This is a genomic window from Roseateles sp. P1_C1_2, assembly GCF_056406535.1.
Genome location: NZ_JBFUAB010000003.1, coordinates 86,533 through 110,241, shown reverse-complemented (window position 1 = coordinate 110,241; position 23,709 = coordinate 86,533). Strand labels below are relative to the sequence as shown.

The window sequence follows — 23,709 nt, the reverse complement described above, 5'->3', positions numbered from 1 at the left end:
AGTGGTCGTCCCTGAGCCTCGAATTGTCTCGGGCGGCGCGCGGCCCCAGCCACCCTCAAGCGGGTGGAATCCCATCGCCGCCACGCGAGCGTGCGACTTTTTTCGCGTTGTTCTCAGCTCATGCCTTGATGACGCAGCAGCGCGTCGATCTTGGGCTCGCGGCCGCGGAAGGCCTTGAAGTTGTCGATGGCATCGCGCGCGCCGCCTTGTTCCAGCACTTCGTTCAGAAAGCGCTTGCCGGTGGCGGCGTTGAACACGCCTTCCTCCTCGAAGGCGCTCCAGGCGTCGGCGCTCAGCAGTTCGGCCCATTTGTAGCTGTAGTAGCCGGCCGCATAGCCGCCCGCGAAGACGTGGGAGAAGCTGTGCTGGAAGCGGTTGAAGGCGGGCGGGATCAGCACGGCCACTTCGGCGCGCACCTCGGCGAGCACGCCGGCGATGTCCGAGCCGGGCTCGCCGTGGATGCGCATGTCGAACAGCGCGAACTCGATCTGGCGCAGCGTCATCAGGCCGCTCTGGAAGTTCTTGGCGGCCGTCATCTTGTCGAAGAGTTCGCGCGGCAGCGGCTCACCACTGTCGACATGGCCGCTCAACTGCTGCAGCACGTCCCATTCCCAGCAGAAGTTCTCCATGAACTGGCTGGGCAGTTCGACGGCATCCCATTCGACGCCGGAGATGCCGGACACGCCGAGGTCGTTGACCTGGGTCAGCATGTGGTGCAGGCCGTGGCCGAACTCGTGGAAGAGGGTGATGACGTCGTCATGCGTCAGCAGCGCGGGCTTGTCGCCAACCGGCGACGCGAAGTTGCAGGTCAGCAGCGCGACGGGCGTCTGCTGCTCGCCCGTGGGCTTGAGCCAGCGGCTGCGCACCTCGTCCATCCAGGCACCCGGGCGCTTGCCGGTGCGTGCATAGAGGTCGAGGTAGAACTGGGCGATCAACTGGCCGCCACGGCGCATCTCGTAGAACTTGACGGTTTCGTGCCAGACCGAGGCCTTGGCCTCGCTGATGGACACGTCGAACAGGCGCTCGATGATGGAGAACAGGCCGGGGACGACTTTCGTCGCCGTGAAGTACTGCTTCACCGTCTGGTCGCTGAAGGCGTAGCGGGCTTCCTTGAGTTTCTCGCTCCAGTAGGAGACGTCCCAGGATTCCAGCGGAGCGCCCTTGGCGAAGTCACGCAACTCGGCCAGATCCTTCTCGGCGAAGGGGCGTGCGCGCTTGGCGAGGTCGCGCAGGAAGGTCTTCACCTCATCCGGCGTCGAGGCCATCTTGGGCGCCAGCGACACCTCGGCGAAGCTCTTGTAGCCGAGCAGCTGGGCCTCTTCCTGGCGCAGCGCGACGATCTCGCGCATGGCGGCGGTGTTGTCCCACTCGGGCTTGCCCGACTCGCTGGCGCGGGTCACATAGGCGCGGTAGAGCTTCTCGCGCAGCTCGCGGTTGTCGGCGTACTGCATGACGGGCAGATAGACCGGGAAATGCAGGCTCAGCTTGTGGCCGCCGTCGTCGAGGCGGGTGGCGTCCAGCACGTCCTGAGGCACGCCGGCCAGCTCTTCGGCCGTGGCGATATAGCTCCAGCCGTCGGTGGCATCCAGCACATGCTCGCTGAACTGCTGCTGCAGCTCGGCACTGCGCTCCTGGATGGCGGCGTAGCGCTCGCGGGCCGCACCCTGCAGCTCGGCGCCGGACAGCACGAAGTTGCGGATGGCGTGCTTGAGCACCTGCTGGCGTGGGGCGCTCAAGCTGGCGCCTTGAGCGGCGACCACGGCCTTGTACTTGGCAAACAGCGCCTCGTTGGCGCCCATGGCGGTGCTGAACTCGGTCACGGCCGGCAGCATGGCGTTGTAGGCCTCGCGCAGCGCGGGCGTGTCGGCCACGGCGTTCAGGTGGCCCACGGCACCCCAGGCGGCGCCCAGGTGCTCGGTGCTGGTGTCGAGGATGCGCGAGAGGACGTCGTAGTCGGCCGGCGTCTCGGGCTTGGTGGCTTCGTCGAGCGCCACCTGGGCCGCAGCGAGCAACTGCTCGATGGCGGGCTGCACATGCTCGGGCTGGATGGCCGCGAAGTCGGGCAGGGCGGCGGTGGAGAGCAAAGGATTCGTCATTTCAGCCATGTGTTGCGCCTATGGTGAATTTCAAGCTGGCCCGCGTGAGCGTGGCCGGTCATCGCGCGGCTGCCGTGGAACCGGCTTTGCCGGGCCACTGGCAGCGCCCCTTTGAGGGGGCCGGCGAAGCCGGAACGGGGTGGTCAGTTTCTGCTGCGTTCGGCAGATTCAAGCGTGTTCACCAGCAACATGGCAATGGTCATAGGACCCACGCCGCCGGGAACCGGAGTGATCCAACCCGCCACGTCCTTGACGCCGTCGAAGTCCACGTCGCCGCAGAGCTTGCCCTCGTCGTTGCGGTTCATGCCCACGTCGATGACGACGGCGCCCGGCTTGACCATATCGGCCGTCAGCACATTGCGCTTGCCCACGGCAGCGACGATGACGTCGGCCTGGCGGGTCATCTCGCCCAGATTGGCCGTGCCGCTGTGGCAGATGGTGACCGTGGCGTTGGCAGCCAGCAGCATCATGGCCATGGGCTTGCCGACGATGTTGCTGCGGCCGATGACGACGGCGTGCTTGCCGCGCAAGTCCTTCATGCCGATGCTCTCCAGCATCTTCATGCAGCCATAGGGCGTGCAGGCCTTGAAGCCGGGCTCGCCGACCATCAATGCGCCGGCGCTGGCGACGTGGAAGCCGTCCACGTCCTTGGCCGGCGAGATGGACTCGATGACCTTGTGGTCGTCGATGTGCTTGGGCAGGGGCAGCTGGACCAGGATGCCGTGGATGCTGGGGTCGTTGTTCAGCGCGTCGACACGGGCCAGCAGCTCGGCTTCGGTCATCGTGGCGTCGTACTTTTCGAGCCGCGAATGGATGCCCGCTTCCTCGCAGGCCTTGACCTTGTTGCGCACATAGACCTGGCTGGCCGGGTTGTCGCCCACCAGCACGACGGCGAGGCCGGGTTGGTGGCCCTGGGCGGTCAGAGCGGCGGCGCGAGAAGCGGCTTCGCCGCGCAGTTGCTTGGAGAGGGCGAGGCCGTCGATCAGTTGGGCGGTCATGACAAGGCTGCTTTCTGCAATGCTGGAAATGCAAAAGGCCGCTGGAGTGCAGCGGCCTTTGAAAGGGAGTCGGGGATCAGGCCTTGGCGGTCGCGCCCAAGGCAATCTTGAGCAGGTCCGCCACCGTGTTGGCGTTGAGCTTTTCCATGATGTTGGCGCGGTGCGCCTCGACCGTCTTGATGCTGATGCCGAGGTCGTCGGCGATCTGCTTGTTCAGGCGGCCGGCGACGATGCGCTCCAGCACTTGCGCTTCGCGCGTCGTCAGGCGGGCCAGCAGGGCGTCGCGGCTGGCGGCTTCCTGGTGGCTGGAGAAGGCATCGCGGGCCTGGTCGAGCATGCGCTCCACCAGGGCCAGCAGCTCTTCTTCCTTGAAGGGCTTCTCGATGAAGTCCATCGCGCCCTTCTTCATCGTCTGCACGGCCATCGGCACGTCGCCGTGGCCGGTGATGAAGACGATGGGCAGGGGGCTCTTGCGCTCGATGAGGCGGTCCTGGAGTTCCAGGCCGGTCATGCCATCCATGCGGATGTCGGCAATCAGGCAGGCGACCTCGCGAGGGTCGTAGCGGGCCAGGAAGGATTCGGCCGAGTCAAAACACTTGACTCGGTAGTCCTTGCCTTCGAGAAGCCACTGCAGGGAGTCGCGGACCGCTTCGTCGTCATCGACAACGTAGACGTTGCCCTTCTTAGGGATCAAGCTCATGGTGCTGTGGGTTCTGTTCTCTGAGCGCTGCCGAGAATGCCCTGGGAGGCTTCCTGACGCAGGAGTTCTGAGGTGATGGTGACCGGAATCGTGAATGCAAATCGGCAGCCGACGACCAAGGAGCCATTGTAGAGGTTCTCGGCTTTTATCCGGCCCTGGTGGGACTCGACGATAGACCGGCATAACCCTAATCCGATGCCCAATCCGTCGGCTTTTGTCGAGAAAAACGCCTCATACATGCGGGCCAGCACTTCATCGGGCAAACCCGGCCCCATGTCGGTGACGGAGAACTCGATCTGGCCGCCCAGCTCGGCGCTGTGCTTGGGGATGACGCGCAGCTCGATGTGGCGGCGCGAGGTCGGCAGGGAGGCGTTGTCGATGGCCTCGGCGGCGTTCTTCAGCAGGTTCATCAGCACCTGCTCGATCAGGATGGGGTCCACCATCAGCTGCGGCAGGCGCTGGGCCACATAGGTGTGGATGGCCACGTTGCGGCGGCGCAGCTCGATGCCGGCCAGTTCCACCGCGTCCTCGACGATGTCCGCCGCGTTGGCGGGCTGGCGCTGCGGCTCGCTGCGCTTCACGAAGTTGCGGATGCGGTGAATGATCTGGCCGGCGCGTTCGGCCTGCTTGGCCGTCTTGGTCAGCGCGGCCATCAGCGCATCCTTGTCGATGCTGTCGTTGCGCACGCGGCTGACCATGCCGTTGCAGTAATTGGTGATGGCGGTCAGCGGCTGGTTCAGCTCGTGGGCGACGCTGGAGGCCATCTCGCCCATGGTCATCAGCCGGCTCGTGACCTGGGCCTTGTCGGCCTGCAGGGCGGCCTGGGCCTCGGCGTGGCGGCGCATGGTGATGTCGGTGGCGATCAGCATCTGCGCCAGGCGGCCGTCGGTCCACTGCAGATAGCGGGCGCGCACGTCGAACCACATGGCCAGGGACTCGACATAGACCTCGCGCGGGTCGGAGCCGGTCTCGGTCAGCGCCTCGGCGGGCAGGCCGGAGTAGTCGTCGACCTCGTCGACGCTATCGTCCAGGCCACCGCGGCGGCTGGTCGTGCCCAGCAGATGGCCACCGGCCAGCAGCGCGTGGCCGGCCGGGTCGGCACCGAACCAGAGGCGGTAGCTGCGGTTGGCGAACAGCAGCTCCGGTGGCTGCACGGACAGCACCGACACCGCCGCGTCCAGGCCTTCCAGCACGGTGGTGAAGCGCTCGTGCGAGGCCGAGAGCTGGTCGCGCACCCGCTTGGCCTCGGTGATGTTGGTCATCGAGGTCATCCAGCCGGTCTGCTTGCCCTTGGTGTCCACCAGCGGCGACACATAGACGCGGGCGTCGAACTGGCTGGCGTCCTTGCGCTGGATCTTCACTTCGACGCCACCCGAGGGGCTGCGGCCCTGCAGCTCCTGCTGCAGCAGGCGGGCGTTTTCCTCGCGCCGGTCGGCGGGCCAGAAGGGGTAGGGCGGCGTGCGGCCGATGAGGTCGGCTTCCGAGAAGCCCGTCATCGCGCAGAACGCCGGGTTCACATAGGTGATGCGCGTGTCCATGTCCATGGCGCGCATGCCGGTCAGCATGGAGTTCTCCATGGCACGGCGGAAATTGGTCTCCAGCGTCAGCGCGTTCTGGATCTGGGTGCGCCGGCGCATATGGCGCCAGGTGCCCAGCAGCATCCAGACTGTCATGCCGGCCAGGGCCAGCACCAGCCAGAACAGCGCGTTGTTGATGAGGCCGATGGAGGTGCGCCAGCCCTGGCCGCGCAGCACCAGGCCGTTCAGGGCCGGCGCCAGCGGCACGTCGTGCAGCAGGGAGGCGCGGCGCAGCACCTGGCCCGGCATGGGCGTGACGGTGCTGCTGACGATCTGGTCGCGCGCATCCAGCACGGCGATGCTGTGGCGGGTGGCGACCTCGCTGGGCACGTAATAGCGCAGCAGCGACTCGACGGTGTATTCGGCGATCAGCACGCCGGCAAAGCCGCCGCGGTCGATCAGCGGGATGTGCAGCTGGAAGACGGTGACGCCGTTGGCGTCGGAGAAGGGCGGCGAGTAGACCGGCTGGCGCCTTTCCTTGGCGGCCTCGAAGGCGATGGCCGCCGCGTTGGACTGGTTGACCATGGGCATGGACGGATCGTCACCGTCGGCCGACATCAGGCCGTCGGCCTGGAAGCCGGCGGCGCCCACGCTGCTGCGGCGCTCGCGCTTGGCGCTGAGCCAGGTCACATGCGTCAGCTCGGGCCGCTCGCGGGCGAAGGCCTGGGCCTGGGCGGAGAACTCGTGGGCGTCGATCTGCCGCGTGACGACCTCTCGCGCGATGCGCACCAGCTGCTCCTGGTTCTCGATCAGGCGCAGGCGGATCTGCTGCTGGGCGATCTCGGTGTCGCGCTTGACGGACTCGGTCTCGCGCTCGATTTCTTCGTTGCGCAGGTACCAGAAGGCCGAAATGATGGCCGCCAGGAAGAGCAGCACCGAGATCAGCGGCCCCAGCGTGGCCAGGCGGTCCTGGCGCGACGGCGATTGCCGGAACCACCAGGTCGCGACCAGGCGGCGCAGCGGCGCCAGCATGCGTTGGCCGCGGGAGCGGATCTCGGGAGCAGGGGAATCGGCGGACATCGGCAAATTATCCGGGTCGGACGGAAGTCGAATATTTCATATTAAGAAATCGATTCGCACCATTTGGGAATTGACTGGGCTTGTGAGACACTGCCGCCGCTCGCGGGCCAGCGCCTGCGCTTTGCACCTGTTAGAACAGCCACTTCCGCCCGCCAGAGGCGGATTTACCAGGAGACACGGCCATGTCAGCCCAGCCGCAAGAGTTTCTCGGCGCCGCCGCGAACGACCAAGACCCGCAGGAAACCCGTGAGTGGCTGGATGCCCTCTCGGCCGTCATCGATCGCGAAGGTGCCGAACGCGCGCACTTCCTGATCGAGGAGATGCTGGAGCACGCCCGCCACCACAGCATCGATCTGCCGTTCTCGGCCACGACGGGCTACGTCAACACCATCGAGTCTGACGCCGAAGCCCGTTGCCCCGGCAACATCCAGATCGAGAAGCGCCTGCGCGCCTATATGCGCTGGAACGCGATGGCCATGGTGGTGCGGGCCAACCGCCTGCACCCCGCCGATGGCGGCGACCTGGGTGGCCACATCGGCTCCTTCGCGTCGGTGGCCAGCATGTTCGGTGCCGGCTTCAACCACTTCTGGCATGCCGCCAGCGAAGACCACGGCGGCGACTGCCTCTACATCCAGGGCCACAGCGCGCCCGGCATCTATGCCCGCGCCTACCTGGAAGGCCGGCTCAGCGAGGAGCAGCTGGACAACTTCCGCCAGGAAGTCGACGGCAAGGGCCTGTCGAGCTACCCCCACCCGAAGCTGATGCCCAACTTCTGGCAGTTCCCGACCGTCAGCATGGGCCTCGGCCCGCTGATGGCGATCTACCAGGCGCGCTTCCTGAAGTATCTGCACGCCCGCGGCATCGCCAACACCGAGAACCGCAAGGTCTGGGCCTTCATGGGCGACGGCGAGATGGACGAGCCGGAAAGCCTGGGCGCCATCGGCCTGGCCGTGCGCGAGAACCTCGACAACCTCGTCTTCGTCGTCAACTGCAATCTGCAGCGTCTGGACGGTCCGGTGCGCGGCAACGGCAAGATCATCCAGGAGCTGGAAGGCGAGTTCCGCGGCGCGGGCTGGAACGTCATCAAGCTGATCTGGGGCAAGGGCTGGGACGAGCTGCTGGCGCGCGACAAGAGCGGCAAGTTGAAGCAGCTGATGATGGAGACGCTGGACGGCGACTACCAGGCCATGAAGGCCAACGACGGCGCCTTCGTCCGCAAGAACTTCTTCGGCAAATACCCCGAGACGGCCAAGCTCGTCGCCCACATGAGCGACGAGGAGATCTTCGAGTTGCGCCGCGGCGGCCACGAACCCGAGAAGGTCTACGCCGCGTTTGAGAAGGCCCACAACAACAAGACGGGCCAGCCCACCGTGCTGCTGGTCAAGACCGTCAAGGGCTATGGCATGGGCAAGGCCGGCGAAGGCAAGAACACCGTCCACCAGACCAAGAAGCTGACGGACGAGGACATCAAGTACATCCGCGACCGCTTCAACATCCCCATTCCCGACAGCGAGCTGGCCAAGATCCCCTACTACAAGCCGGCCGACGACACGCCGGAGATGCGCTATCTGCACGAGCGTCGCCAGGCGCTGGGCGGCTATCTGCCCAGCCGCCGCCCCAAGGCCGACGAGCAGTTCAAGGCGCCCGAGCTGGCCACCTTCCAGGCCGTGCTGGACCCGACCGCCGAAGGCCGCGAGATCTCGACGACCCAGGCCTATGTGCGCTTCCTGACGCAGCTGCTGCGTGACAAGGAAATCGGCCCGCGCGTCGTGCCCATCCTCGTCGACGAGGCCCGCACCTTCGGCATGGAAGGCCTGTTCCGCCAGATCGGCATCTACAACCCCAAGGGTCAGCTGTACACGCCGGTCGACAAGGACCAGGTCATGTACTACCGCGAGGACAAGGCCGGGCAGATCCTGCAGGAAGGCATCAACGAAGCGGGCGGCATGGCCAGCTGGATCGCCGCGGCGACGTCGTACTCGACGAACAACCGCGTCATGATTCCGTTCTACGTCTACTACTCGATGTTCGGCTTCCAGCGCATCGGCGACCTGGCCTGGGCGGCGGGTGACATGCAGGCCCGTGGCTTCCTGCTGGGCGGCACATCCGGCCGCACGACGCTGAACGGCGAAGGCCTGCAGCACGAGGACGGCCACAGCCACATCCTGGCCGGCACCATCCCCAACTGCATCAGCTACGACCCGACCTTCGCCCACGAAGTGGCGGTCATCATGCAGCGCGGCCTCAAGCGCATGGTCGAAGACCAGGAAAACGTCTTCTACTACATCACCCTGCTGAACGAGAACTACCCGATGCCCGGGCTCAAGGCCGGCACCGAGGAGCAGATCCTCAAGGGCATGTATCTGCTGGAAGAGGCGGATGCGTCCAAGCCCATCAGCGTCAACCTGCTGGGCTCGGGCACCATCCTGCGCGAAAGCCAGGTCGCCAAGATGCTGCTGGAGGAGGACTGGGGCGTGGGCGCCAATGTGTGGAGCTGCCCGAGCTTCAACGAGCTGGCCCGCGACGGCCAGAACGCCGAGCGCTGGAACCTGCTGCACCCGACCGAACTCGCCTGCGTGCCCTTCGTCACGCAGCAGCTCGGCCACACCAAGGGCCCGGTCATCGCGTCCACCGACTACATGAAGAACTACGCGGAGCAGATCCGCGCCTTCATCCCCAAGGGCCGTTCCTACAAGGTGCTGGGCACCGACGGCTTCGGCCGCAGTGACTTCCGCTCCAAGCTGCGCCAGCACTTCGAGATCAACCGCCACTACATCGTCGTGGCCGCGCTGAAGGCGCTGGCCGATGACGGCGCGGTGCCGATCGAGCGCGTGGCCGAGGCGATTGCCAAATACGGCATCGACGTCAACAAGATCAACCCGCTCTACGCCTGAGCCCCGGGGGAGACACAAACATGGCATTGGTTGAAGTCAAGGTTCCCGACATTGGCGATTTCGACGAGGTCGGCGTCATCGAGGTGCTGGTCAAGGTCGGCGACACCGTCAAGGTGGAGCAAAGCCTGATCACCGTCGAGAGCGACAAGGCATCGATGGAGATTCCGTCGTCGCAGGCCGGCGTCGTCAAGGAGATCAAGGTCGCCGTCGGCGACAAGGTCAAGGAAGGCAGCGTGCTGGTGATCGTCGAGGGCGAGGGCGCTGCTGCGCCGGCGCCTGCGGCCGCCGCCCCCGCGCCCGTTGCCGCTGCGCCGGCACCAGCAGCGCCTGCTCAGGCTGCTCCGGCCCCGGCCCAGAGCAGCGGCCCGGTCACCATCGAAGTCCCGGACATTGGCGACTTCGACGAGGTGGCCGTCATCGAGCTGCTCGTGAAGGTCGGCGACACCGTCAAGGTCGAGCAGAGCCTGGTCACCGTCGAGAGCGACAAGGCCTCGATGGAAATCCCGTCGTCGCATGCCGGCGTCGTCCAGGAGCTGCTGGTCAAGGTCGGCGACAAGGTCGCCAAGGGTTCGCCGCTGGCCCGCGTGGCCGCCACCGGTGGTGCACCCGCGCCCGCCGCGGCGCCCGCTCAGGCGCCGGCGCCTGCCGCGGCCGCACCTGCAGCCGCACCCGCCGAAGCCAAKGCCGCGGCACCCGCTGCCGCGCTGCCGGCCCACCAGCCGACCGCCCCGACAGGCCAACTGCCGCACGCCTCGCCCAGCATCCGTAAGCTCGCCCGCGAGCTCGGTGTGCCGCTGGCAGAAGTGAAGGGCAGTGGCGCCAAGGGCCGCATCGTCGAGAGCGACGTGCAGGGCTTCGTCAAGGCCGTCATGAGTGGCACGGTGCAGACCGCCGCGCAAAAGGCCGTTGCGCCTGCTGCTGCCGCTGGCGGCGGTACGGGTCTGAACCTGCTGGCCTGGCCCAAGGTCGACTTCGAGAAGTTCGGCCCCGTGGAGCGCAAGGAGCTGTCCCGCATCAAGAAGATCTCGGGCGCCAACCTGCATCGCAACTGGGTCGTCATCCCGCACGTCACCAACCACGACGATGCCGACATCACCGAGCTCGAAGCCTTCCGCGTCCAGCTGAACAAGGAAAACGAGAAGGCCGGCATCAAGGTCACGATGCTCGCCTTCATGATCAAGGCGGCCGTCGCGGCGCTGAAGAAGTTCCCCGAGTTCAACGCGTCGCTGGACGGTGACACGCTGGTGCTGAAGAACTACTTCCACATCGGCTTCGCGGCCGACACGCCCAACGGCTTGGTCGTGCCCGTCATCAAGGACGCCGACAAGAAGGGCATCTTCCAGATCGGCGCCGAGATGGGCGAACTGGCCAAGAAGGCCCGCGACGGCAAGCTGGGCCCGGCCGACATGAGCGGCGGCTGCTTCTCGATCTCGTCCCTGGGCGGTATCGGCGGCAAGTACTTCACGCCCATCATCAACGCACCGGAAGTGGCCATCATGGGCGTCTGCAAGAGCTCGATCGAGCCGGTGTGGGACGGCAAGGCCTTCCAGCCGCGCCTGATCCTGCCGCTGTCGCTGTCGTGGGACCACCGCGTCATCGACGGCGCGTCGGCTGCGCGCTTCAACGTCTACTTCGCGTCACTGCTGTCCGACTTCCGTCGGATTGCCCTGTAAGACCTTGCGGGACAGACCTCGCATAGCGAGCTCTGTCCCCAACTGATCAAACTGGAAAATTGCAATGGCAATCGTGGAAGTTCAAGTTCCGGATATTGGCGACTTCGACGAAGTCGGCGTCATCGAGGTGCTGGTCAAGGCCGGCGACGCAGTCAAGGTTGAGCAGAGCCTCATCACCGTCGAGAGCGACAAGGCGTCGATGGAGATCCCTTCGTCCGCCGCTGGCGTGGTCAAGGAGCTGCGCGTCAAGATCGGCGACAAGGTCGCCAAGGGCTCGGTCGTGCTGACGCTGGAGTCCGCTGAAGCTGCGGCCCCCGCGCCGGCTGCCGCAGCGCCTGCACCGGCACCTGTGGTCGCCGCCGCGCCGGCCCCTGCCGCCGCGACCTACTCGGGTAGCGCCGACCAGGCCTTCGACCTCGTCGTTCTCGGCGGCGGCCCCGGTGGCTATTCGGCTGCCTTCCGCGCCGCTGACCTGGGTCTGAAGGTTGCCATCGTCGAGCGTTACGCAACGCTGGGCGGCGTCTGCCTGAACGTGGGCTGCATCCCTTCCAAGGCGCTGCTGCACGTCGCGGCCGTCATGGACGAGGTCAGCCACATGGCCGACCTGGGTGTGGCCTTCGGCGAGCCGGAGGTCGACATCGACAAGCTGCGCGCCCACAAGAACAAGGTCACCGGCAAGCTGACCGGCGGCCTCGCGGCCATGGCCAAGATGCGCAAGGTGACCGTGCTGCGTGGCGTCGGCACGCTGCTGGATGCGCAGAACCTGAAGGTTGAAGCCACCGAGGGCGCTGTCGGCCAGGCCAAGACGGGTTCGTCGCAAACCGTCGCCTTCAAGCGCCTCATCATCGCGGCCGGCTCGCAGGCTGTGCGCCTGCCCTTCCTGCCCGAAGACCCGCGCATCGTCGACTCGACCGGCGCGCTGGAGATGCAGGTCGAGGCCGAGAAGATGCTCATCGTTGGCGGCGGCATCATCGGCCTGGAAATGGGCACGGTGTACTCCACGCTGGGCTCACGCCTGGACGTCGTCGAAATGCTGCCCACGCTGATGACAGGCGCCGACCGCGACCTCGTCAAGGTCTGGCAGAAGTTCAACGCCCACCGCTTCGACAACATCATGTTGAACACGAAGACGGTCGGTGCCGAGGCCAAGCCCGATGGCATCTGGGTCACCTTCGAAGGCGAGGGCGCGCCGAAGGAGCCGCAGCGCTACGACCTGGTGCTGCAGGCCGTGGGCCGCACGCCCAACGGCAAGAAGATCGGCGCCGAGAACGCGGGCGTCATCGTCGGCGACCGCGGCTTCATCCCGGTCGACGTGCAGATGCGCACCAATGTGCCCAGCGTGTTCGCCATCGGCGACATCGTCGGCCAGCCCATGCTGGCCCACAAGGCGGTGCATGAAGGCCATGTGGCGGCGGAAGTCATTGCCGGCGAACTGCTGGGCGACGACAAGCTCAAGAAGAGCCAGTTCGACGCCCGCGTGATCCCGAGCGTGGCCTACACCGACCCCGAGGTGGCCTGGGTGGGCATCACCGAAGACGAGGCCAAGGCCAAGGGCATCAAGTTCACCAAGGGGCTGTTCCCTTGGACGGCTTCGGGCCGCGCCATCGCCAATGGCCGCGACGAGGGCTTCACCAAGCTCATCTTCGACGACGAGAGCCACCGCATCATCGGCGGCGGCATCGTCGGCACGCATGCTGGCGACATGATCGGCGAGATCGCGCTGGCCATCGAGATGGGCGCGGACGCGGTGGACATCGGCAAGACCATCCACCCGCACCCGACGCTTGGCGAGTCCCTGGGCATGGCTGCGGAAGTGGCGCACGGCTCCTGCACGGACGTGCCGCCGGTGCGCAAGAAGTAAGCGCAGCGCGACCAGCAGATGGGCCGGCATTGCCGGCCCTTTTTCATGGCGATGAGGGACAAAGCCTAGACTGGCCCCTTCCCATCCGCCGGGAGTGCGTCGTGCCGCCCAGCCGCGAGATCCGTTTTTGCACCAGCGCCGATGGCGTCCAGATCGCCACGGCCGCCCAGGGTGACGGGCCTCCACTGCTGCGTGCGGCCACCTGGTTGTCGCATTTGGATCGTGCTCCCGCCGGCATGTTGTATCCGGCGTTGACCGAGGTCTTCTCGGCCAGCCATCGCTACATCGAATACGACACCCGCGGCAGCGGCCTGTCGCAGCGCCGCGTCGACGACATCTCCTTCGACGCCTGGGTGAGTGATCTGGAGGCCGTCGCGGACGCCCACGGGCTCGAACGCTTCGTGCTGCTGGCCTTCACCTGCGCAGCCGGCGTCGCCGTGGAATACGCCGCTCGCCATCCCGAGCGCGTCAGCCACCTGATTCTCTACGGCGGCTACGCGACCTCCTACTACAGCACCAGCCACCCCGACCCGGGCGTGCGCCGCGAGGGGGACATGCTCGCGCAGGTCGCCGAGGTCGGCTGGGGTGCGGCGAGCCCGGTGTTCCGTCAGGTCTTCGTTTCCAAATTCATGCCCGGCGCAACGCCCGAGCAGCAGCGCGTTTTCGGCCAGTTGCAGCGCGATTCGGCCACGCCGGAAGTCGCGGCGCGCTACCTGAGGGCGATGTATTGGCTCAACGTCAAGGCCGCCGCGGCGCGCGTGCGCTGCCCGACGCTGGTGCTGCATGCCCGTGGTGACCAGATGGTCCGCTTCGAGCAGGGGCGCCGGCTGGCGGCCTTGATTCCCGGTGCGGTTTTCGCGCCGCTGGACAGCGACAACCACGTGCCCTTCGCCTCCGAGCCTGCCTTCACGCAGATGGTGGACCGCATCCAGGGCTTCATCGGCACGCCGCTGCCGCGGCCGACGCTGACGCCCCGCCAGCTCACCGTGCTGCGTGCCGTGGCCGGTGGCCAGACCGACAAGCAGATCGCCCAGGCCCTACAGCTGAGTCCGCGCACCGTCGAGATGCATGTGTCGGGCGCGCTGCGCGCCCTGGGCTGCAAGACGCGGGCCGAGGCCGTGCATCACGCAGGCCAGCAGCGGCTGTTGCACTGAGACGGCACGGTCCCACTACCGTGTTCGCCGCTGCCCCGGGCCGTAGTTGGCCGAGATGCGCCGCGCGGCCTGGCGGGCCAGACTGGGCCATCGCTTTTTGGGGAGCCCACGATGGAAGCCGATCTCGACGACGGTCCCGCGCTGCAGGATGTGCTGCAGGTGCATTGCTATGGCTGCGGCGCGCTAAATGCGCGTGGCCTGCAGATCAAGAGCCGCTGGCTGGGGGACGAACTGGTCTGCCGTTGGCAGCCCGGGCCCCAGCACATCGGCTATCCGGGCTATGTCTTTGGCGGCACCATCGCCTCCGTCGTCGATTGCCATGCCGTCTGGGCGGCATTGGCCCGGTATTGCCGCGACAACGGCCATGACCTCGCTGCGGGCCCGCCGACCCAGACCTTTGTCACGGCCTCGCTGTCCGTCAGCTTCCTGAAGCCGGCGCGCAGCAGTCAGGCGCTTGAGCTGCGCGCCTCGGTGCGCGAGGCCTCAGGCCGCAAGTACGCCGTCGTCTGCACGGTCGAGAGCGCAGGCCAGGTCTGCGCGCAGGCCGAAGTCCTTGTCGTGGCCGTGGCGACGGAGAGGCTGCAGGCGGCCTAGGCGAAGCGCGCTGGACACGAAAGTGGCGCTCGATACGGCGATCGATTAGCAGCGGATGGTTGCGATCTCCGGCTTGCGCTCAGCTGGCCTCTCGCAGCAACTCCTCGTGTCGCCGCATCGCCGCGGCCAGCTCGTGGTTGCAGTAGCGGGACAGGCCGGCATAGGCATCGGCCCTCGCGTCGGCCGGGTCGCCCTGGCCGAGCTTGAACTGAGCGCGGGTTTCCAGGACGCGGGCGCTGAAGGGAACGATGTACTGGGCCAGCTGCGCCAGCCGCGGGCCCATCTCGCCGGGTTGCCAGGGCTTGGGGAAGGGCGCTTCGACATGGGCGCTCAACAGGTCCAGCGCCCGCAGCAGTTGCTCCGGGCTGTCCTCGATCTGGACGTCGAGTTCGAACTGGACGAATTCGTAGTTCCAGGTCGGCGCATAGCGACGATTGCGCATCCAACTGCTGGAGATGTAGCCCTGGGCGCCGGTGAAGCTGGCGAGTGCGCGCGGCTGGCGCTGCAGCATGGCGAACTGCGGGTTGCGGCGGGACAGATGGCCGATCAGATGGGCTTCGCCGCTGGCCGCATCGCGCTGCAGGATCAGCGGCAGCGGCGTGGCCAGCATGCGGCCTTCATCGGCGCTGACCAGGGTGGCCAGCGGAAAGTCGGCCACCACGCGGTCGATCTCGCCCGGGTTGGCGGGCTGGAAGGGCAGCTGTTCGTACATCGACATGGCGGGTTTTCTTGTGGTGCTGGGAAGGCCTTCAGTCTAGGAAGTGGCCGAGCCGTGAAAATGAGCGAATTTGCAAATCTTCATTGCAAAATTGCTGGCCATGACAGCCTCCGCCATCAACGACCTGAACTGGGACGACCTGCGCCTGTTGCAGCTGATTGCCCAGCACGGCGGCCTGGCCAAGGCGGCCGGCGCCGGCGGCTTGAGCCATGCCACGCTGTTCCGGCGGCTGCGCGCGCTAGAGCAGAAGCTGGACCTGCGGCTGTTCGAGCGCCTGCGCGGTGGCTATGTGGCCACGCGGGCCGGCGCCGAGCTGGTCGAGCTGTCGCGCCGCATGGGGCGTGAGCTGCATGTCGTGACCGAGAGCCTGCGCGGGCGCCAGGCCTGGCCGGGCGGGCTCTTGAGGGTGAGCGCGGCCGACACCTGGATGCAGGACCTGCTGCCGCCGCTGCTGGCCAGCTACCAGGCCCGGCATCAGGTCCAGCTGCAGGTGCGCAGCGGCAATGCGCTGCTGGACGTGCAGCAGGGCGAGACCGATGTCGCGCTGCGCTCCGGTGGGCCGCCGCCGGAGTCGCTGGTGGGGCGGCGCCTGGCGAAGGTCGAGGCGACGGTCTATGCGTCCCGCAGGCTGGGCGGGGTCAGCGCCGACACGCTGGACCTGCAGCCCTGGGTGGGCGTCGACGATGAGCTGGCCCACCTGGCCTCGGCGCGCTGGCTGGAAAGCCAGGGCCTGGGCCGCCAGGTGGCGGTGCGCACCAACAGCCTGGCCCAGGTGCGCCAGCTGGTGCGCGCCGGCATGGGCCTGGGCGCCTTGCCCTGCTATCTCGGCGATGCCGACCCCGAGCTGAAGCGCCTGTTCGCCCCCCCGCGCGACTGGCGCAGCGAGCTGTGGCTGCTGACTCGCGTCGAGCTGCGCCAGGTGCCGCGCGTCAAGCAGCTGTTCGAGCATCTTTACCAAGGCACGCGCGCCCTGGTGCCGTTGATCGAGGGGCGCAACCCGCAACCTGGCTGACGCCACCCATGCCGTGTGTCACGGACGGGTTTTGCCTGCATGGGTTTTCCCGCCGTGACGAATCGCCGCGGGAGTCCAGCGGTGCGCCAATCGCGCCATGACGGCGCTGACCTCGAGACTGCAACGACTGGTGCTGCTGCGCCCTGGCGAGGGCCGCGCGCTGCTGTGGGCGGCCGGCTACTTCTTCTTCCTGCTGCTGAGCCTGTATCTGCTGCGGCCGGTGCGCGAGGCCATGGGCATTGCGCGCGGCGCCGACTGGCTGCCCTGGCTGATGACGACGACGCTGGTCGTCATGCTCGTCGTCAACCCGATCTATGCGGCCCTGGTGTCGCGCCTGCCGCGCAGACGCTTCATCCCCTTGGTGGCGCATTTCTTCGCGGTCAACCTGCTGGTGTTCGCCGCGCTCTTCCAGGCGCTGCCAGCGCATGGGGGCAGCCTGCTGGGATACGCGTTCTACGTGTGGCTGAGCGTGTTCAACCTCTTTGTGGTGTCGGTGTTCTGGAGCCTGATGGCCGACGTGTTCACCGAGGACCAGGGCAAGCGCCTGTTCGGCATGATCTCCATGGGCGGCACGCTGGGAGCGGTCGTCGGTGCTGCGGTGACCGAGGTGGCCAGCAGTGGCAGCTGGGGTTTCAAGCTGCCGGTCGCCGGCCTGATGCTGCTGGCCGTGCTGGGCCTGGAGCTGGCGGTGTTCTTCATGCTGCGCCTGGCCCGGCACTTCAAGCTGTCGTCGGGCGAAGGCCAGCAGGCGCGTGAACCGGGCCCGGACTTCAAGGCCGGGCTGAGCGCCATTGCCGGTTCACGCTATCTGCAGCTGATCTGCGCCTACATGCTGCTGTTCACCATCGCCTCGACCTTCCTCTATCTGATGCAAGGCGACATCGTGGCCAAGAGCTTTGCGAGCCCAGCCGAGCGCACGGCAGCCTTTGCCAAGCTGGACTTCTGGACCAATGTGCTGACACTGACCGTGCAGCTGCTGCTGACGAGCCGGCTGCTGCGCGGCATCGGCGTGTCCGGCGTGCTGCTGGTGCTGCCGCTGCTGACGACCGTGGGCTTCGGCGCGCTGGCGCTGTGGCCCAGCTTCCTGGCGCTGGCCCTGGTGCAGGTGCTGCGCCGCGGCATCCACTACGCCGTGGACCGGCCGGCGCGCGAGATCCTCTACATCCCGCTGGGGCCGGAGGAACGCTACAAGTCCAAGGCCTTCATCGACACCTTCGTCTTCCGCGGCGGCGACTTCCTCGGCGTCTGGGCGCCGACGCTGTTTGCCGCGCTGCTGGTGCCGGTCTCGCTCGCGGCGCTGGGCTGTGCCGGCGCCTGGGTCGCCATCGCGGGCTGGCTGGGCCGGCTCGTCAACCGTCGTCATCGCGAGCACGCCGAAGCCGCGCCGCTGCCCTTCCATCACAAGGAGACTCTCACATGAAGATCACCGTCTCACGCCGACAGGTCCTGCAGATGAGCACCACCCTGCTTCCCGGCGCCGCCTTCGCGGCGGCCGCGCCCGCGCCCAAGCGCATCCTCATCCTCGGCGGCACCGGCTTCCTCGGCCCGGCCATCGTCGAGGCGGCCGAGAAGCGCGGCCACACGCTGACGCTGTTCAACCGCGGCAAGACGCGGCCCGGCCTCTTCCCGCACATCGAGAAGCGCCAGGGCGACCGCGACCCGCTGAAGGGTGAAGGCATCAAGTCGCTGGAGACCGGCGAATGGGACGCCGTCATCGACGACTCGGGCTACTACCCGCGCATGGTCGGCGCCTCGGCCCAGCTGCTGGCGCCGCGGGTCAAGCAGTACATCTACATCTCCAGCATCAGCGCCTACAAGGAACCCAGCCCGATCAACGGCGACGAGAGCGCGCCGCTGGCCGTTCTGGCCGACCCCAAGGTCGAGGAGATGGGCAAGAACTTCGAGAACTACGGCGGGCTCAAGGCCGCCTGCGAAGCCGCCGCCGAAGCCGCGCTGCCCGGGCGTACGACGGTCGTGCGCCCGGGCTTCATCGTCGGCCCCGACGACCCGACGGGCCGCTTCACCTACTGGCCAGCGCGCTTCGACAAGGGCGGCGAGGTCGCCGTGCCCGGCGCGCCGACCGACCCGCTGCAGCTCATCGACGTGCGCGACCTGGCCGAGTGGCTGGTGCTGATGGTGGAGAACCGCACCATCGGCAGCTTCAACGGCCTCGGGCCCGAGAAGGCGATGACCTGGGGGCGGGTCATCGCCGCTTGCCAGAAGGCCACGCCCAATCCCAGCACCATCACCTGGATCCCGGGTGAGTTCGTCGCCAAGCAGGAGGGCATCGATTTCCCGATCTGGGCGCCCTATGCGGGTGACACCAAGGGCTTCCACACCTGGCAGAACGGCCGCGCCGTGAAGGCCGGCCTGCGCTTCCGGCCCGTCGAGCAGACGGTGGCAGAGACCCTGGCCTGGTACCAGGGCCAGTTGAAGGAGGAGAAGGGCCGCACCCGCATGGCCTTCACGCCCGAGCAGGAAGCCGAGATGCTGAAGCGCTGGAAGGCGGCCAAGGCCGGCTGACGGCCTGCGGGCTAACGTCAATCCTTGCGGGTGGAGGCTGTCGCGACAATGGCGGCATGACCTTTTTCTACTGGTTCATGGCGCTCGTGATGGCTGCCACCCTGTTCCCTTCGGCCCTCTACATGGGCATCTACGTCTTTACCGGGGCCGACGAGGCCCTGCATCGCGCGCGCAAGTTCTGGACCTTCCTGCGCCTCTTCACGCTGCTGGGCTTCAACCTGATGCTCTGGGGCCACGTCGTCGTCGCGGCCTGGCAGCTGTTCCACTGACGCCCGCAGTCGCGGCCCGTCAGAAGCGCGACGGATACATGCCCGGGCAGTTGGCCGTGCCGAAGCGGTCCACCGGCATGCGAAAACGCATGCCCACGCGCAACTGCTTCCAGTGCTCGGGGTCGAGGCGGCAGACCCAGGCGTGGTCCTCGCGGTCGCGCAGTTCGATCTCGAAGTAGGCCTCGCGCTGGCCCAGGCGCTCGCTGCCGGGCTGGCCGGGTGGGGCCATGCGCAGCGGCGGCCGCGGCCAGTCGGGGCGGTCGTCCGGGCCGCCCTCGTTCTTGATGATCCAGCTGCGGCGCCAGGCGAGCAGGTTGTAGCGGCAATGCTCGCTGGGCTCTGCGCGCTTGCCGGTCGGGTCGGCGATGGTGCGGCGGCTGATGTCGAAGGCGCCCTCGGGCAGCTCGTCGCACCAGTCGGAGCCGCTCTCGGAGCGCAGCCGCTCGACGATGATTTCCATGCGCCAGCTGCGCTTGGTCAGCTCGACGGCGACGCCGGAGGGGCCGAACACCCACCAGGCCAGCGTCAGCGCCGTCCCCACCACCATGATGGCGAGGACGACGACGCGCAGGCGGAGGGCTTTCACGCGGCGTCGAACTGCGCGGTGATGGCCTCTTCCCACTGGGCCAGCTCGTCCCAGCCGATGTGCAGCCAAGCCATCGCGGCCTGGTGGTGGCCGGCCCAGTCGGCGTCCTCGGGCAGGCCCTCGTGGCGGCGCATCAAGTGCTCGGCAATGAGACCAGCCGCCATCAGTGTGTGGATCTCGGGCTCGATGCCGTCGTGGCCCAGGGCCGTGAAGTCGTGGTGCAGGCGGATGGCGGCCATCAGCGGCGCCGGCAGGTTCCAGACCCGCACGACCAGGGCGCCGACGACGGCATGGTCGGTCTTGTGATTGGCGTTCTCGGTGGCGATATAGGGTCGGTCGATGCGCGCGCCGGCCTCCACCATGGTGGCCGCATAGCCGCGCACGCTTTGCATCAGCACCGGCATGCCGACGTGCAGGAAGAGGCCGAAGCTGTGGGCCAGGTCGGGCGACAGCCCAGGCAACTGCTGGGCAATGATGGCCATGGCGGTGGCGCGCTTGGTGCTGCGTTCCCAGAAGCGCGCCAGCTGCGGCGCGTTGACGGGGATGGCGTGCTGGGCCAGGAAGCCCGTCATGACGGCCACGCTCTCGCGCAGGCCGATGCGTGTCATGGCCTGGCCGACGGTGGTGCAGGGCAGGCCGACGGGCTTGAACAAGGGGCCGTTGGCGATGCGCAGCAGCGTGGCAGCCATGGCCACGTCGCTGGAGGCGATGCGGCCGACGAGGTTGAGGTCGGGCTCGGGCTGGCTCATGGCCTGCTGGAGCTGGGCCAGCAGTTCGGGGCAGGGCGGGATCTGGATCTGCTGCAGGGGACCACGGCAGCGCGACTGGTCGAGGTCGTCGCGGATCTGCTGCGCCCGTGCGACGGGGGCGCGCGGGGCGTGGGAAGGTGCCGGGTTCTGCATAGCCAAAAATCTTAGAGGCGCTTCGGGCGCGTGCCGGCCGGGTACAGTGAATTCAATCGCAGCCCGCCGTCAATCTTGCCCACTTCCCCGCCCCGTGTCGCTTTTGCCCCCCGCCCGCGCCGGTGGTGGCTGGCCGCCCTGGTGGCGGGCCCGGTGCTGGCCTTGGCGGCCTATGACGCGTCCCGCGTGCTGGAAGCCGCCGCCACGCGTGGCCCCCGCGTCGTCGAGCAGGCCCAGGCCCTGGTGCAGCAGATCGAGCGCAGCGGCACGGCCGAGGAGCTGCAGCGGCTCAAGGACATCAACGATTTCTTCAACCGGCGCCTGGCCTTCAAGGACGATGCTGTCGTCTGGAACCTGCCGGACTATTGGGCTTCGCCGCTGGAAAGCCTGGAAAAGCGCGCCGGCGACTGCGAGGACTACGCCATCGCCAAATACTTCGGCCTGGCGGCCACGGGCGTGCCGACGGCCAAGCTGCGCATGGTCTATGTGCGGGCGCGGCTGCAGGGCCAGTCGCTGGCGCACATGGTGCTGGCCTACTATGCCCAGCCGGGCGCCGAGCCGCTGATCCTGGACAACCTGCGGCCCGAGGTGCTGCCCGCGTCGCAGCGGACCGACCTGACGCCAGTGTTCAGTTTCAATACCGAGGGCTTGTGGCAGGGCGTGGGCCAGGTGACGGCGGGCGACCCGCTGGCACGGCTGTCGCTGTGGCGTGAACTGGTGGCCAAGGTCAGGGCAGAAGGGTTTCTGTAATGGGGAGTGAGACATGTCGTTGATGCGGCAGATCGCCTGGCTGGTGCTGGGCGTGGTGCTGGCCGCGCTGGTGGGCGCGGTCGGCCTGTCCGCGGTCTCGGCGCGCCAGCTGATGCTCACCCAGCTGGAGCTGAAGAACGCCGACAACGCGCAGGCGCTGGCTCTGGCGCTGTCTCAACAGCGGGGTGACCGTGAGCTCATCAAGCTGCTGGTGTCGGCCCAGTTCGACACCGGCGCCTACGAGTTCGTGCGCTGGCGCAGTGCCACAGGCGAGACCCTGTTCGAGCGCGCCGAGGCGCCGCGCCCCGGCCAGGCGCCGGCCTGGTTCCGCGCCATGCTGCCCATCGAGGCCGCGGCCGGCGTGGCCCAGCTGTCCAACGGCTGGAATGCCATCGGCGCCGTCGAGCTGAAGAGCCATTCCAGCTATGCCCATGACACGCTGTGGATCACCTCGCGTCGGCTGCTGGCGTGGTTGCTCATCGTCGGCATCGTGGCGGCCGTGCTGGCCTGGGCGGGCCTCAGGCGCATCCGTCGCCCGCTGGACGCCGCCGTGGCCCAGGCCGAGGGCGTGCTGTCGGGCAGCTATGGCCAGGTCGTCGAGCCGCGCGTGCCCGAGCTGCAGCGCCTCACCCGCGCCATGAACGCGATGGTGCAGCGCGTGCGCGATCTCTTCGAAGCCCAGGCCGGCCAGTTGCTGGTGCTGCGCGAGCAGGTCCACCACGACCCGCTGACGGGCGTGTCCACCCGCAAGCATTTCCTGGCCGAGCTGGACGCGGCGCTGCGCCGCGACGATGGCCCGGCCGTGGCCGGGCTTGTGCTCGTGCGCCTGCGTGATCTGTCCGGCCTGAACGCCCGCCTGGGCCGTGGCGCCGTCGACGACGTGCTGTTGACCGTTGTGTCGGCCTTGCAGGCCTATCCGGAGTCTGTCGCTGGCTGCCGCGTTGGCCGAATGAACGGTGGCGACTTCGCCTTGTGGCTGCCGGCCGAGGGCGTGGCCGCCGAGACGGCCCACGCCTTGGCTGACGCGCTGCGCGCCAGCCTGCCGGCCTTCGGGCCCGGCGTGCAGGTGGCCCTGGGTGCCATCGAGCTGCCGCGCGAACGGCCGAGCAGCGTCTGGCTGGGCGAGGCCGATGCGGCCCTGGCCCGCGCCGAACACCAGAGCGAGGCGCGTGGCGGCTTCGTCGTCGAGATCGTGGCCGACCCTGGCGTCGGTCGCGAGCAGGGCGAAGGCCTGTGGCGGGCCCAGCTGCAGGAGGCTGTCAGCCAGCAGCGTGGTCGCTTGATCGAATTCCCGGTGCGCGACCGGGGCGGCCGTGTGCTGCATCTGGAATGTCCGTTGCAGCTTAAGCTCGATGAAGACTTCCAGCCGGCCGCGGCCTGGCTGCCTTTCGCGGTGCGTGCACGCATGACGGCCCAGGTCGACTTGCTCGCCGTGGATCTGGCCCTGCGGGCGATCGCGGCCGATGGCCAGGCGCGCTGCATCAATGTGGCGCCCGTGTCGCTGGCCGATGCTGCGTTTCTGCCGCAGTTGCGTGAGCTGCTGGCGCAATGGCCGCAGCCTGCGCGTGCCCTGCTGCTGGACCTGGCCGAGGCGGCGGCGACCGAGCATTTCGAGCGGCTGCTGGAGTTTGGGCGTCAGCTGAGGCCGCTCGGCGTCAAGCTGGGGCTGGAGCATGCCGGGGCTGGGTTGGCGCAGGTCGAGAAGCTCTATCAGGCCGGGCTGGACTACGTGAAGCTGGACGCCTCGGTGCTGCTGGGCGTGGCCGGCGAGGCGGGGCGGGCGGCGTTTGTGCGGGGCATGGTGATCATGCTGAGGAGCCTGGCGCTGAAGGTCTACGGCGAGGGCGTGGTCGACGAGATGGATGCGCAGGCGTTGTGGGACTGTGAGCTGGATGGGCTGACGGGGCCGTGGGTGACTTCGAGTTTGGGCTGATTGGTGATTGGGTTGGTTGCCTTTGCGTAGAGCGTGTCTGCTCGATGCATTGCCGGGAGTCCGTCCCGGCGGCCGGGTAACTTTCTTCTGCGGGGCCAGAAGAAAGTCACCAAAGAAGAGGCCCTGAACCGCACACGACCGCGACGCCGCGAAGAGCGGCTCGCGAAAACAGCCAGCGGCATTGCGACAAGAAGCGAACCGCTGCGCTCTCGCACACGACTTGTGACGAGCCCGATGTATCGCACCAGCACCCCGTTCGACGCGCGGCTGCACGCCGGGCTCATCAGGAAATACCGAACAGCCGCGTCGCTCGGGCGACGCTGCATTGGGCTGTTCTGATGAGCCCGGCGTGCAGCCGGCGTTAACTGGCCTGAAGGTCCGATCGCTGGCGTTCTTCACAAGTCGTGTGCGAGAGCGCAGCGGTTCGCTTGTAGGCCCGCGGCTACTCC

18 protein-coding genes are annotated in these 23,709 nt (G+C 67.6%); 11 read left to right on the top strand and 7 right to left on the bottom strand.

Going from position 1 to position 23,709, the window contains the following annotated elements; translation table 11 throughout:
- Nucleotides 1-113: 113 nt before the first annotated feature.
- The 4 genes from AC1D2H_RS03710 to AC1D2H_RS03695 form a co-directional block, all read right to left on the bottom strand.
- The gene (locus tag AC1D2H_RS03710) at nucleotides 114-2,096 is read right to left on the bottom strand and encodes a M3 family metallopeptidase (RefSeq protein WP_478009921.1); all 1,983 of its coding nucleotides are present in this window, start codon (nucleotides 2,094-2,096) and stop codon (nucleotides 114-116) included.
- Between the two features lie 143 nt (nucleotides 2,097-2,239).
- Nucleotides 2,240-3,094: a bifunctional methylenetetrahydrofolate dehydrogenase/methenyltetrahydrofolate cyclohydrolase FolD gene (folD, locus tag AC1D2H_RS03705; RefSeq protein ID WP_478009920.1), complete on the bottom strand. Its 855-nt coding sequence runs from the start codon at nucleotides 3,092-3,094 to the stop codon at nucleotides 2,240-2,242.
- Nucleotides 3,095-3,170: 76 nt separating this feature from the next.
- Nucleotides 3,171-3,794: a response regulator transcription factor gene (locus AC1D2H_RS03700; RefSeq protein ID WP_088483486.1), complete on the bottom strand. Its 624-nt coding sequence runs from the start codon at nucleotides 3,792-3,794 to the stop codon at nucleotides 3,171-3,173.
- The gene (locus AC1D2H_RS03695; RefSeq protein WP_477933006.1) at nucleotides 3,791-6,391 is read right to left on the bottom strand and encodes a PAS domain S-box protein; all 2,601 of its coding nucleotides are present in this window, start codon (nucleotides 6,389-6,391) and stop codon (nucleotides 3,791-3,793) included. Before AC1D2H_RS03695 ends, AC1D2H_RS03700 begins: the two co-directional genes overlap by 4 nt.
- A gap of 182 nt (nucleotides 6,392-6,573) precedes the next feature.
- Here AC1D2H_RS03695 and aceE point away from each other — a divergent pair, with 182 nt between their 5' ends.
- The 5 genes from aceE (at nucleotide 6,574) to AC1D2H_RS03670 (ending at nucleotide 14,567) form a co-directional block, all read left to right on the top strand.
- The gene (gene aceE / locus AC1D2H_RS03690; protein WP_477933004.1) at nucleotides 6,574-9,285 is read left to right on the top strand and encodes a pyruvate dehydrogenase (acetyl-transferring), homodimeric type; all 2,712 of its coding nucleotides are present in this window, start codon (nucleotides 6,574-6,576) and stop codon (nucleotides 9,283-9,285) included.
- Nucleotides 9,286-9,305: 20 nt separating this feature from the next.
- Nucleotides 9,306-10,958, top strand: coding sequence for a dihydrolipoyllysine-residue acetyltransferase (gene aceF / locus AC1D2H_RS03685; RefSeq protein WP_478009919.1), 1,653 nt, complete (start codon nucleotides 9,306-9,308; stop codon nucleotides 10,956-10,958).
- Between the two features lie 64 nt (nucleotides 10,959-11,022).
- A complete protein-coding gene (gene lpdA, locus AC1D2H_RS03680) occupies nucleotides 11,023-12,819 on the top strand; it encodes a dihydrolipoyl dehydrogenase (protein ID WP_477933000.1) in 1,797 nt (598 codons plus the stop codon).
- Nucleotides 12,820-12,920: 101 nt separating this feature from the next.
- The gene (locus AC1D2H_RS03675) at nucleotides 12,921-13,973 is read left to right on the top strand and encodes an alpha/beta fold hydrolase (protein WP_478009918.1); all 1,053 of its coding nucleotides are present in this window, start codon (nucleotides 12,921-12,923) and stop codon (nucleotides 13,971-13,973) included.
- Between the two features lie 111 nt (nucleotides 13,974-14,084).
- On the top strand, nucleotides 14,085-14,567 hold the full coding sequence (locus AC1D2H_RS03670; RefSeq protein ID WP_478009917.1) for a PaaI family thioesterase: 483 nt from the start codon (nucleotides 14,085-14,087) through the stop codon (nucleotides 14,565-14,567).
- 79 nt (nucleotides 14,568-14,646) lie between these two features.
- On the opposite strand, the gene AC1D2H_RS03665 is transcribed toward AC1D2H_RS03670, so the two are convergent.
- Entirely contained in the window at nucleotides 14,647-15,285 is a 639-nt protein-coding gene (locus AC1D2H_RS03665) for an FMN-binding negative transcriptional regulator (protein WP_478009916.1), read from the bottom strand.
- Nucleotides 15,286-15,385: 100 nt separating this feature from the next.
- Here AC1D2H_RS03665 and AC1D2H_RS03660 point away from each other — a divergent pair, with 100 nt between their 5' ends.
- From AC1D2H_RS03660 to AC1D2H_RS03645, 4 genes are all read left to right on the top strand, one after another.
- On the top strand, nucleotides 15,386-16,297 hold the full coding sequence (locus AC1D2H_RS03660) for a LysR family transcriptional regulator (RefSeq protein ID WP_478009915.1): 912 nt from the start codon (nucleotides 15,386-15,388) through the stop codon (nucleotides 16,295-16,297).
- Between the two features lie 97 nt (nucleotides 16,298-16,394).
- Nucleotides 16,395-17,717, top strand: coding sequence for an NTP/NDP exchange transporter (locus tag AC1D2H_RS03655; RefSeq protein WP_477932989.1), 1,323 nt, complete (start codon nucleotides 16,395-16,397; stop codon nucleotides 17,715-17,717).
- On the top strand, nucleotides 17,714-18,820 hold the full coding sequence (locus AC1D2H_RS03650; RefSeq protein ID WP_477932988.1) for an NAD-dependent epimerase/dehydratase family protein: 1,107 nt from the start codon (nucleotides 17,714-17,716) through the stop codon (nucleotides 18,818-18,820). Before AC1D2H_RS03655 ends, AC1D2H_RS03650 begins: the two co-directional genes overlap by 4 nt.
- A gap of 56 nt (nucleotides 18,821-18,876) precedes the next feature.
- Nucleotides 18,877-19,089 carry a hypothetical protein gene (locus AC1D2H_RS03645; protein WP_477932986.1) on the top strand — a complete coding sequence of 71 codons (213 nt, stop codon included), beginning with the start codon at nucleotides 18,877-18,879 and terminating at the stop codon, nucleotides 19,087-19,089.
- Nucleotides 19,090-19,108: 19 nt separating this feature from the next.
- Here AC1D2H_RS03645 and AC1D2H_RS03640 read toward each other — a convergent pair whose 3' ends face one another.
- A complete protein-coding gene (locus AC1D2H_RS03640) occupies nucleotides 19,109-19,675 on the bottom strand; it encodes a hypothetical protein (RefSeq protein ID WP_477932984.1) in 567 nt (188 codons plus the stop codon).
- On the bottom strand, nucleotides 19,672-20,577 hold the full coding sequence (locus AC1D2H_RS03635; RefSeq protein ID WP_478009914.1) for an HDOD domain-containing protein: 906 nt from the start codon (nucleotides 20,575-20,577) through the stop codon (nucleotides 19,672-19,674). The genes AC1D2H_RS03640 and AC1D2H_RS03635 overlap by 4 nt, the downstream gene beginning before the upstream one ends.
- A gap of 75 nt (nucleotides 20,578-20,652) precedes the next feature.
- Between AC1D2H_RS03635 and AC1D2H_RS03630 the strand changes: the two genes are divergently transcribed.
- Nucleotides 20,653-21,327, top strand: a complete 675-nt coding sequence (locus tag AC1D2H_RS03630; RefSeq protein ID WP_478009913.1) for a transglutaminase-like cysteine peptidase — start codon at nucleotides 20,653-20,655, stop codon at nucleotides 21,325-21,327.
- A gap of 13 nt (nucleotides 21,328-21,340) precedes the next feature.
- A complete protein-coding gene (locus tag AC1D2H_RS03625; RefSeq protein WP_478009912.1) occupies nucleotides 21,341-23,260 on the top strand; it encodes an EAL domain-containing protein in 1,920 nt (639 codons plus the stop codon).
- Nucleotides 23,261-23,709 lie beyond the last annotated feature (449 nt).

Excerpts from the sequence above, each read along its gene's own strand:
- AC1D2H_RS03655 (WP_477932989.1), top strand. The coding sequence starts at position 16,395 with ATGACGGCGCTGACCTCGAGACTGCAACGACTGGTGCTGCTGCGCCCT.
- AC1D2H_RS03650 (WP_477932988.1), top strand. The coding sequence starts at position 17,714 with ATGAAGATCACCGTCTCACGCCGACAGGTCCTGCAGATGAGCACCACC.
- AC1D2H_RS03660 (WP_478009915.1), top strand. The coding sequence starts at position 15,386 with ATGACAGCCTCCGCCATCAACGACCTGAACTGGGACGACCTGCGCCTG.
- aceE (WP_477933004.1), top strand. The coding sequence starts at position 6,574 with ATGTCAGCCCAGCCGCAAGAGTTTCTCGGCGCCGCCGCGAACGACCAA.
- AC1D2H_RS03645 (WP_477932986.1), top strand. The coding sequence starts at position 18,877 with ATGACCTTTTTCTACTGGTTCATGGCGCTCGTGATGGCTGCCACCCTG.
- AC1D2H_RS03710 (WP_478009921.1), bottom strand. The coding sequence starts at position 2,096 with ATGACGAATCCTTTGCTCTCCACCGCCGCCCTGCCCGACTTCGCGGCC.
- AC1D2H_RS03670 (WP_478009917.1), top strand. The coding sequence starts at position 14,085 with ATGGAAGCCGATCTCGACGACGGTCCCGCGCTGCAGGATGTGCTGCAG.
- AC1D2H_RS03625 (WP_478009912.1), top strand. The coding sequence starts at position 21,341 with ATGTCGTTGATGCGGCAGATCGCCTGGCTGGTGCTGGGCGTGGTGCTG.
- AC1D2H_RS03695 (WP_477933006.1), bottom strand. The coding sequence starts at position 6,391 with ATGTCCGCCGATTCCCCTGCTCCCGAGATCCGCTCCCGCGGCCAACGC.
- lpdA (WP_477933000.1), top strand. The coding sequence starts at position 11,023 with ATGGCAATCGTGGAAGTTCAAGTTCCGGATATTGGCGACTTCGACGAA.
- AC1D2H_RS03635 (WP_478009914.1), bottom strand. The coding sequence starts at position 20,577 with ATGCAGAACCCGGCACCTTCCCACGCCCCGCGCGCCCCCGTCGCACGG.
- folD (WP_478009920.1), bottom strand. The coding sequence starts at position 3,094 with ATGACCGCCCAACTGATCGACGGCCTCGCCCTCTCCAAGCAACTGCGC.
- AC1D2H_RS03700 (WP_088483486.1), bottom strand. The coding sequence starts at position 3,794 with ATGAGCTTGATCCCTAAGAAGGGCAACGTCTACGTTGTCGATGACGAC.
- AC1D2H_RS03665 (WP_478009916.1), bottom strand. The coding sequence starts at position 15,285 with ATGTCGATGTACGAACAGCTGCCCTTCCAGCCCGCCAACCCGGGCGAG.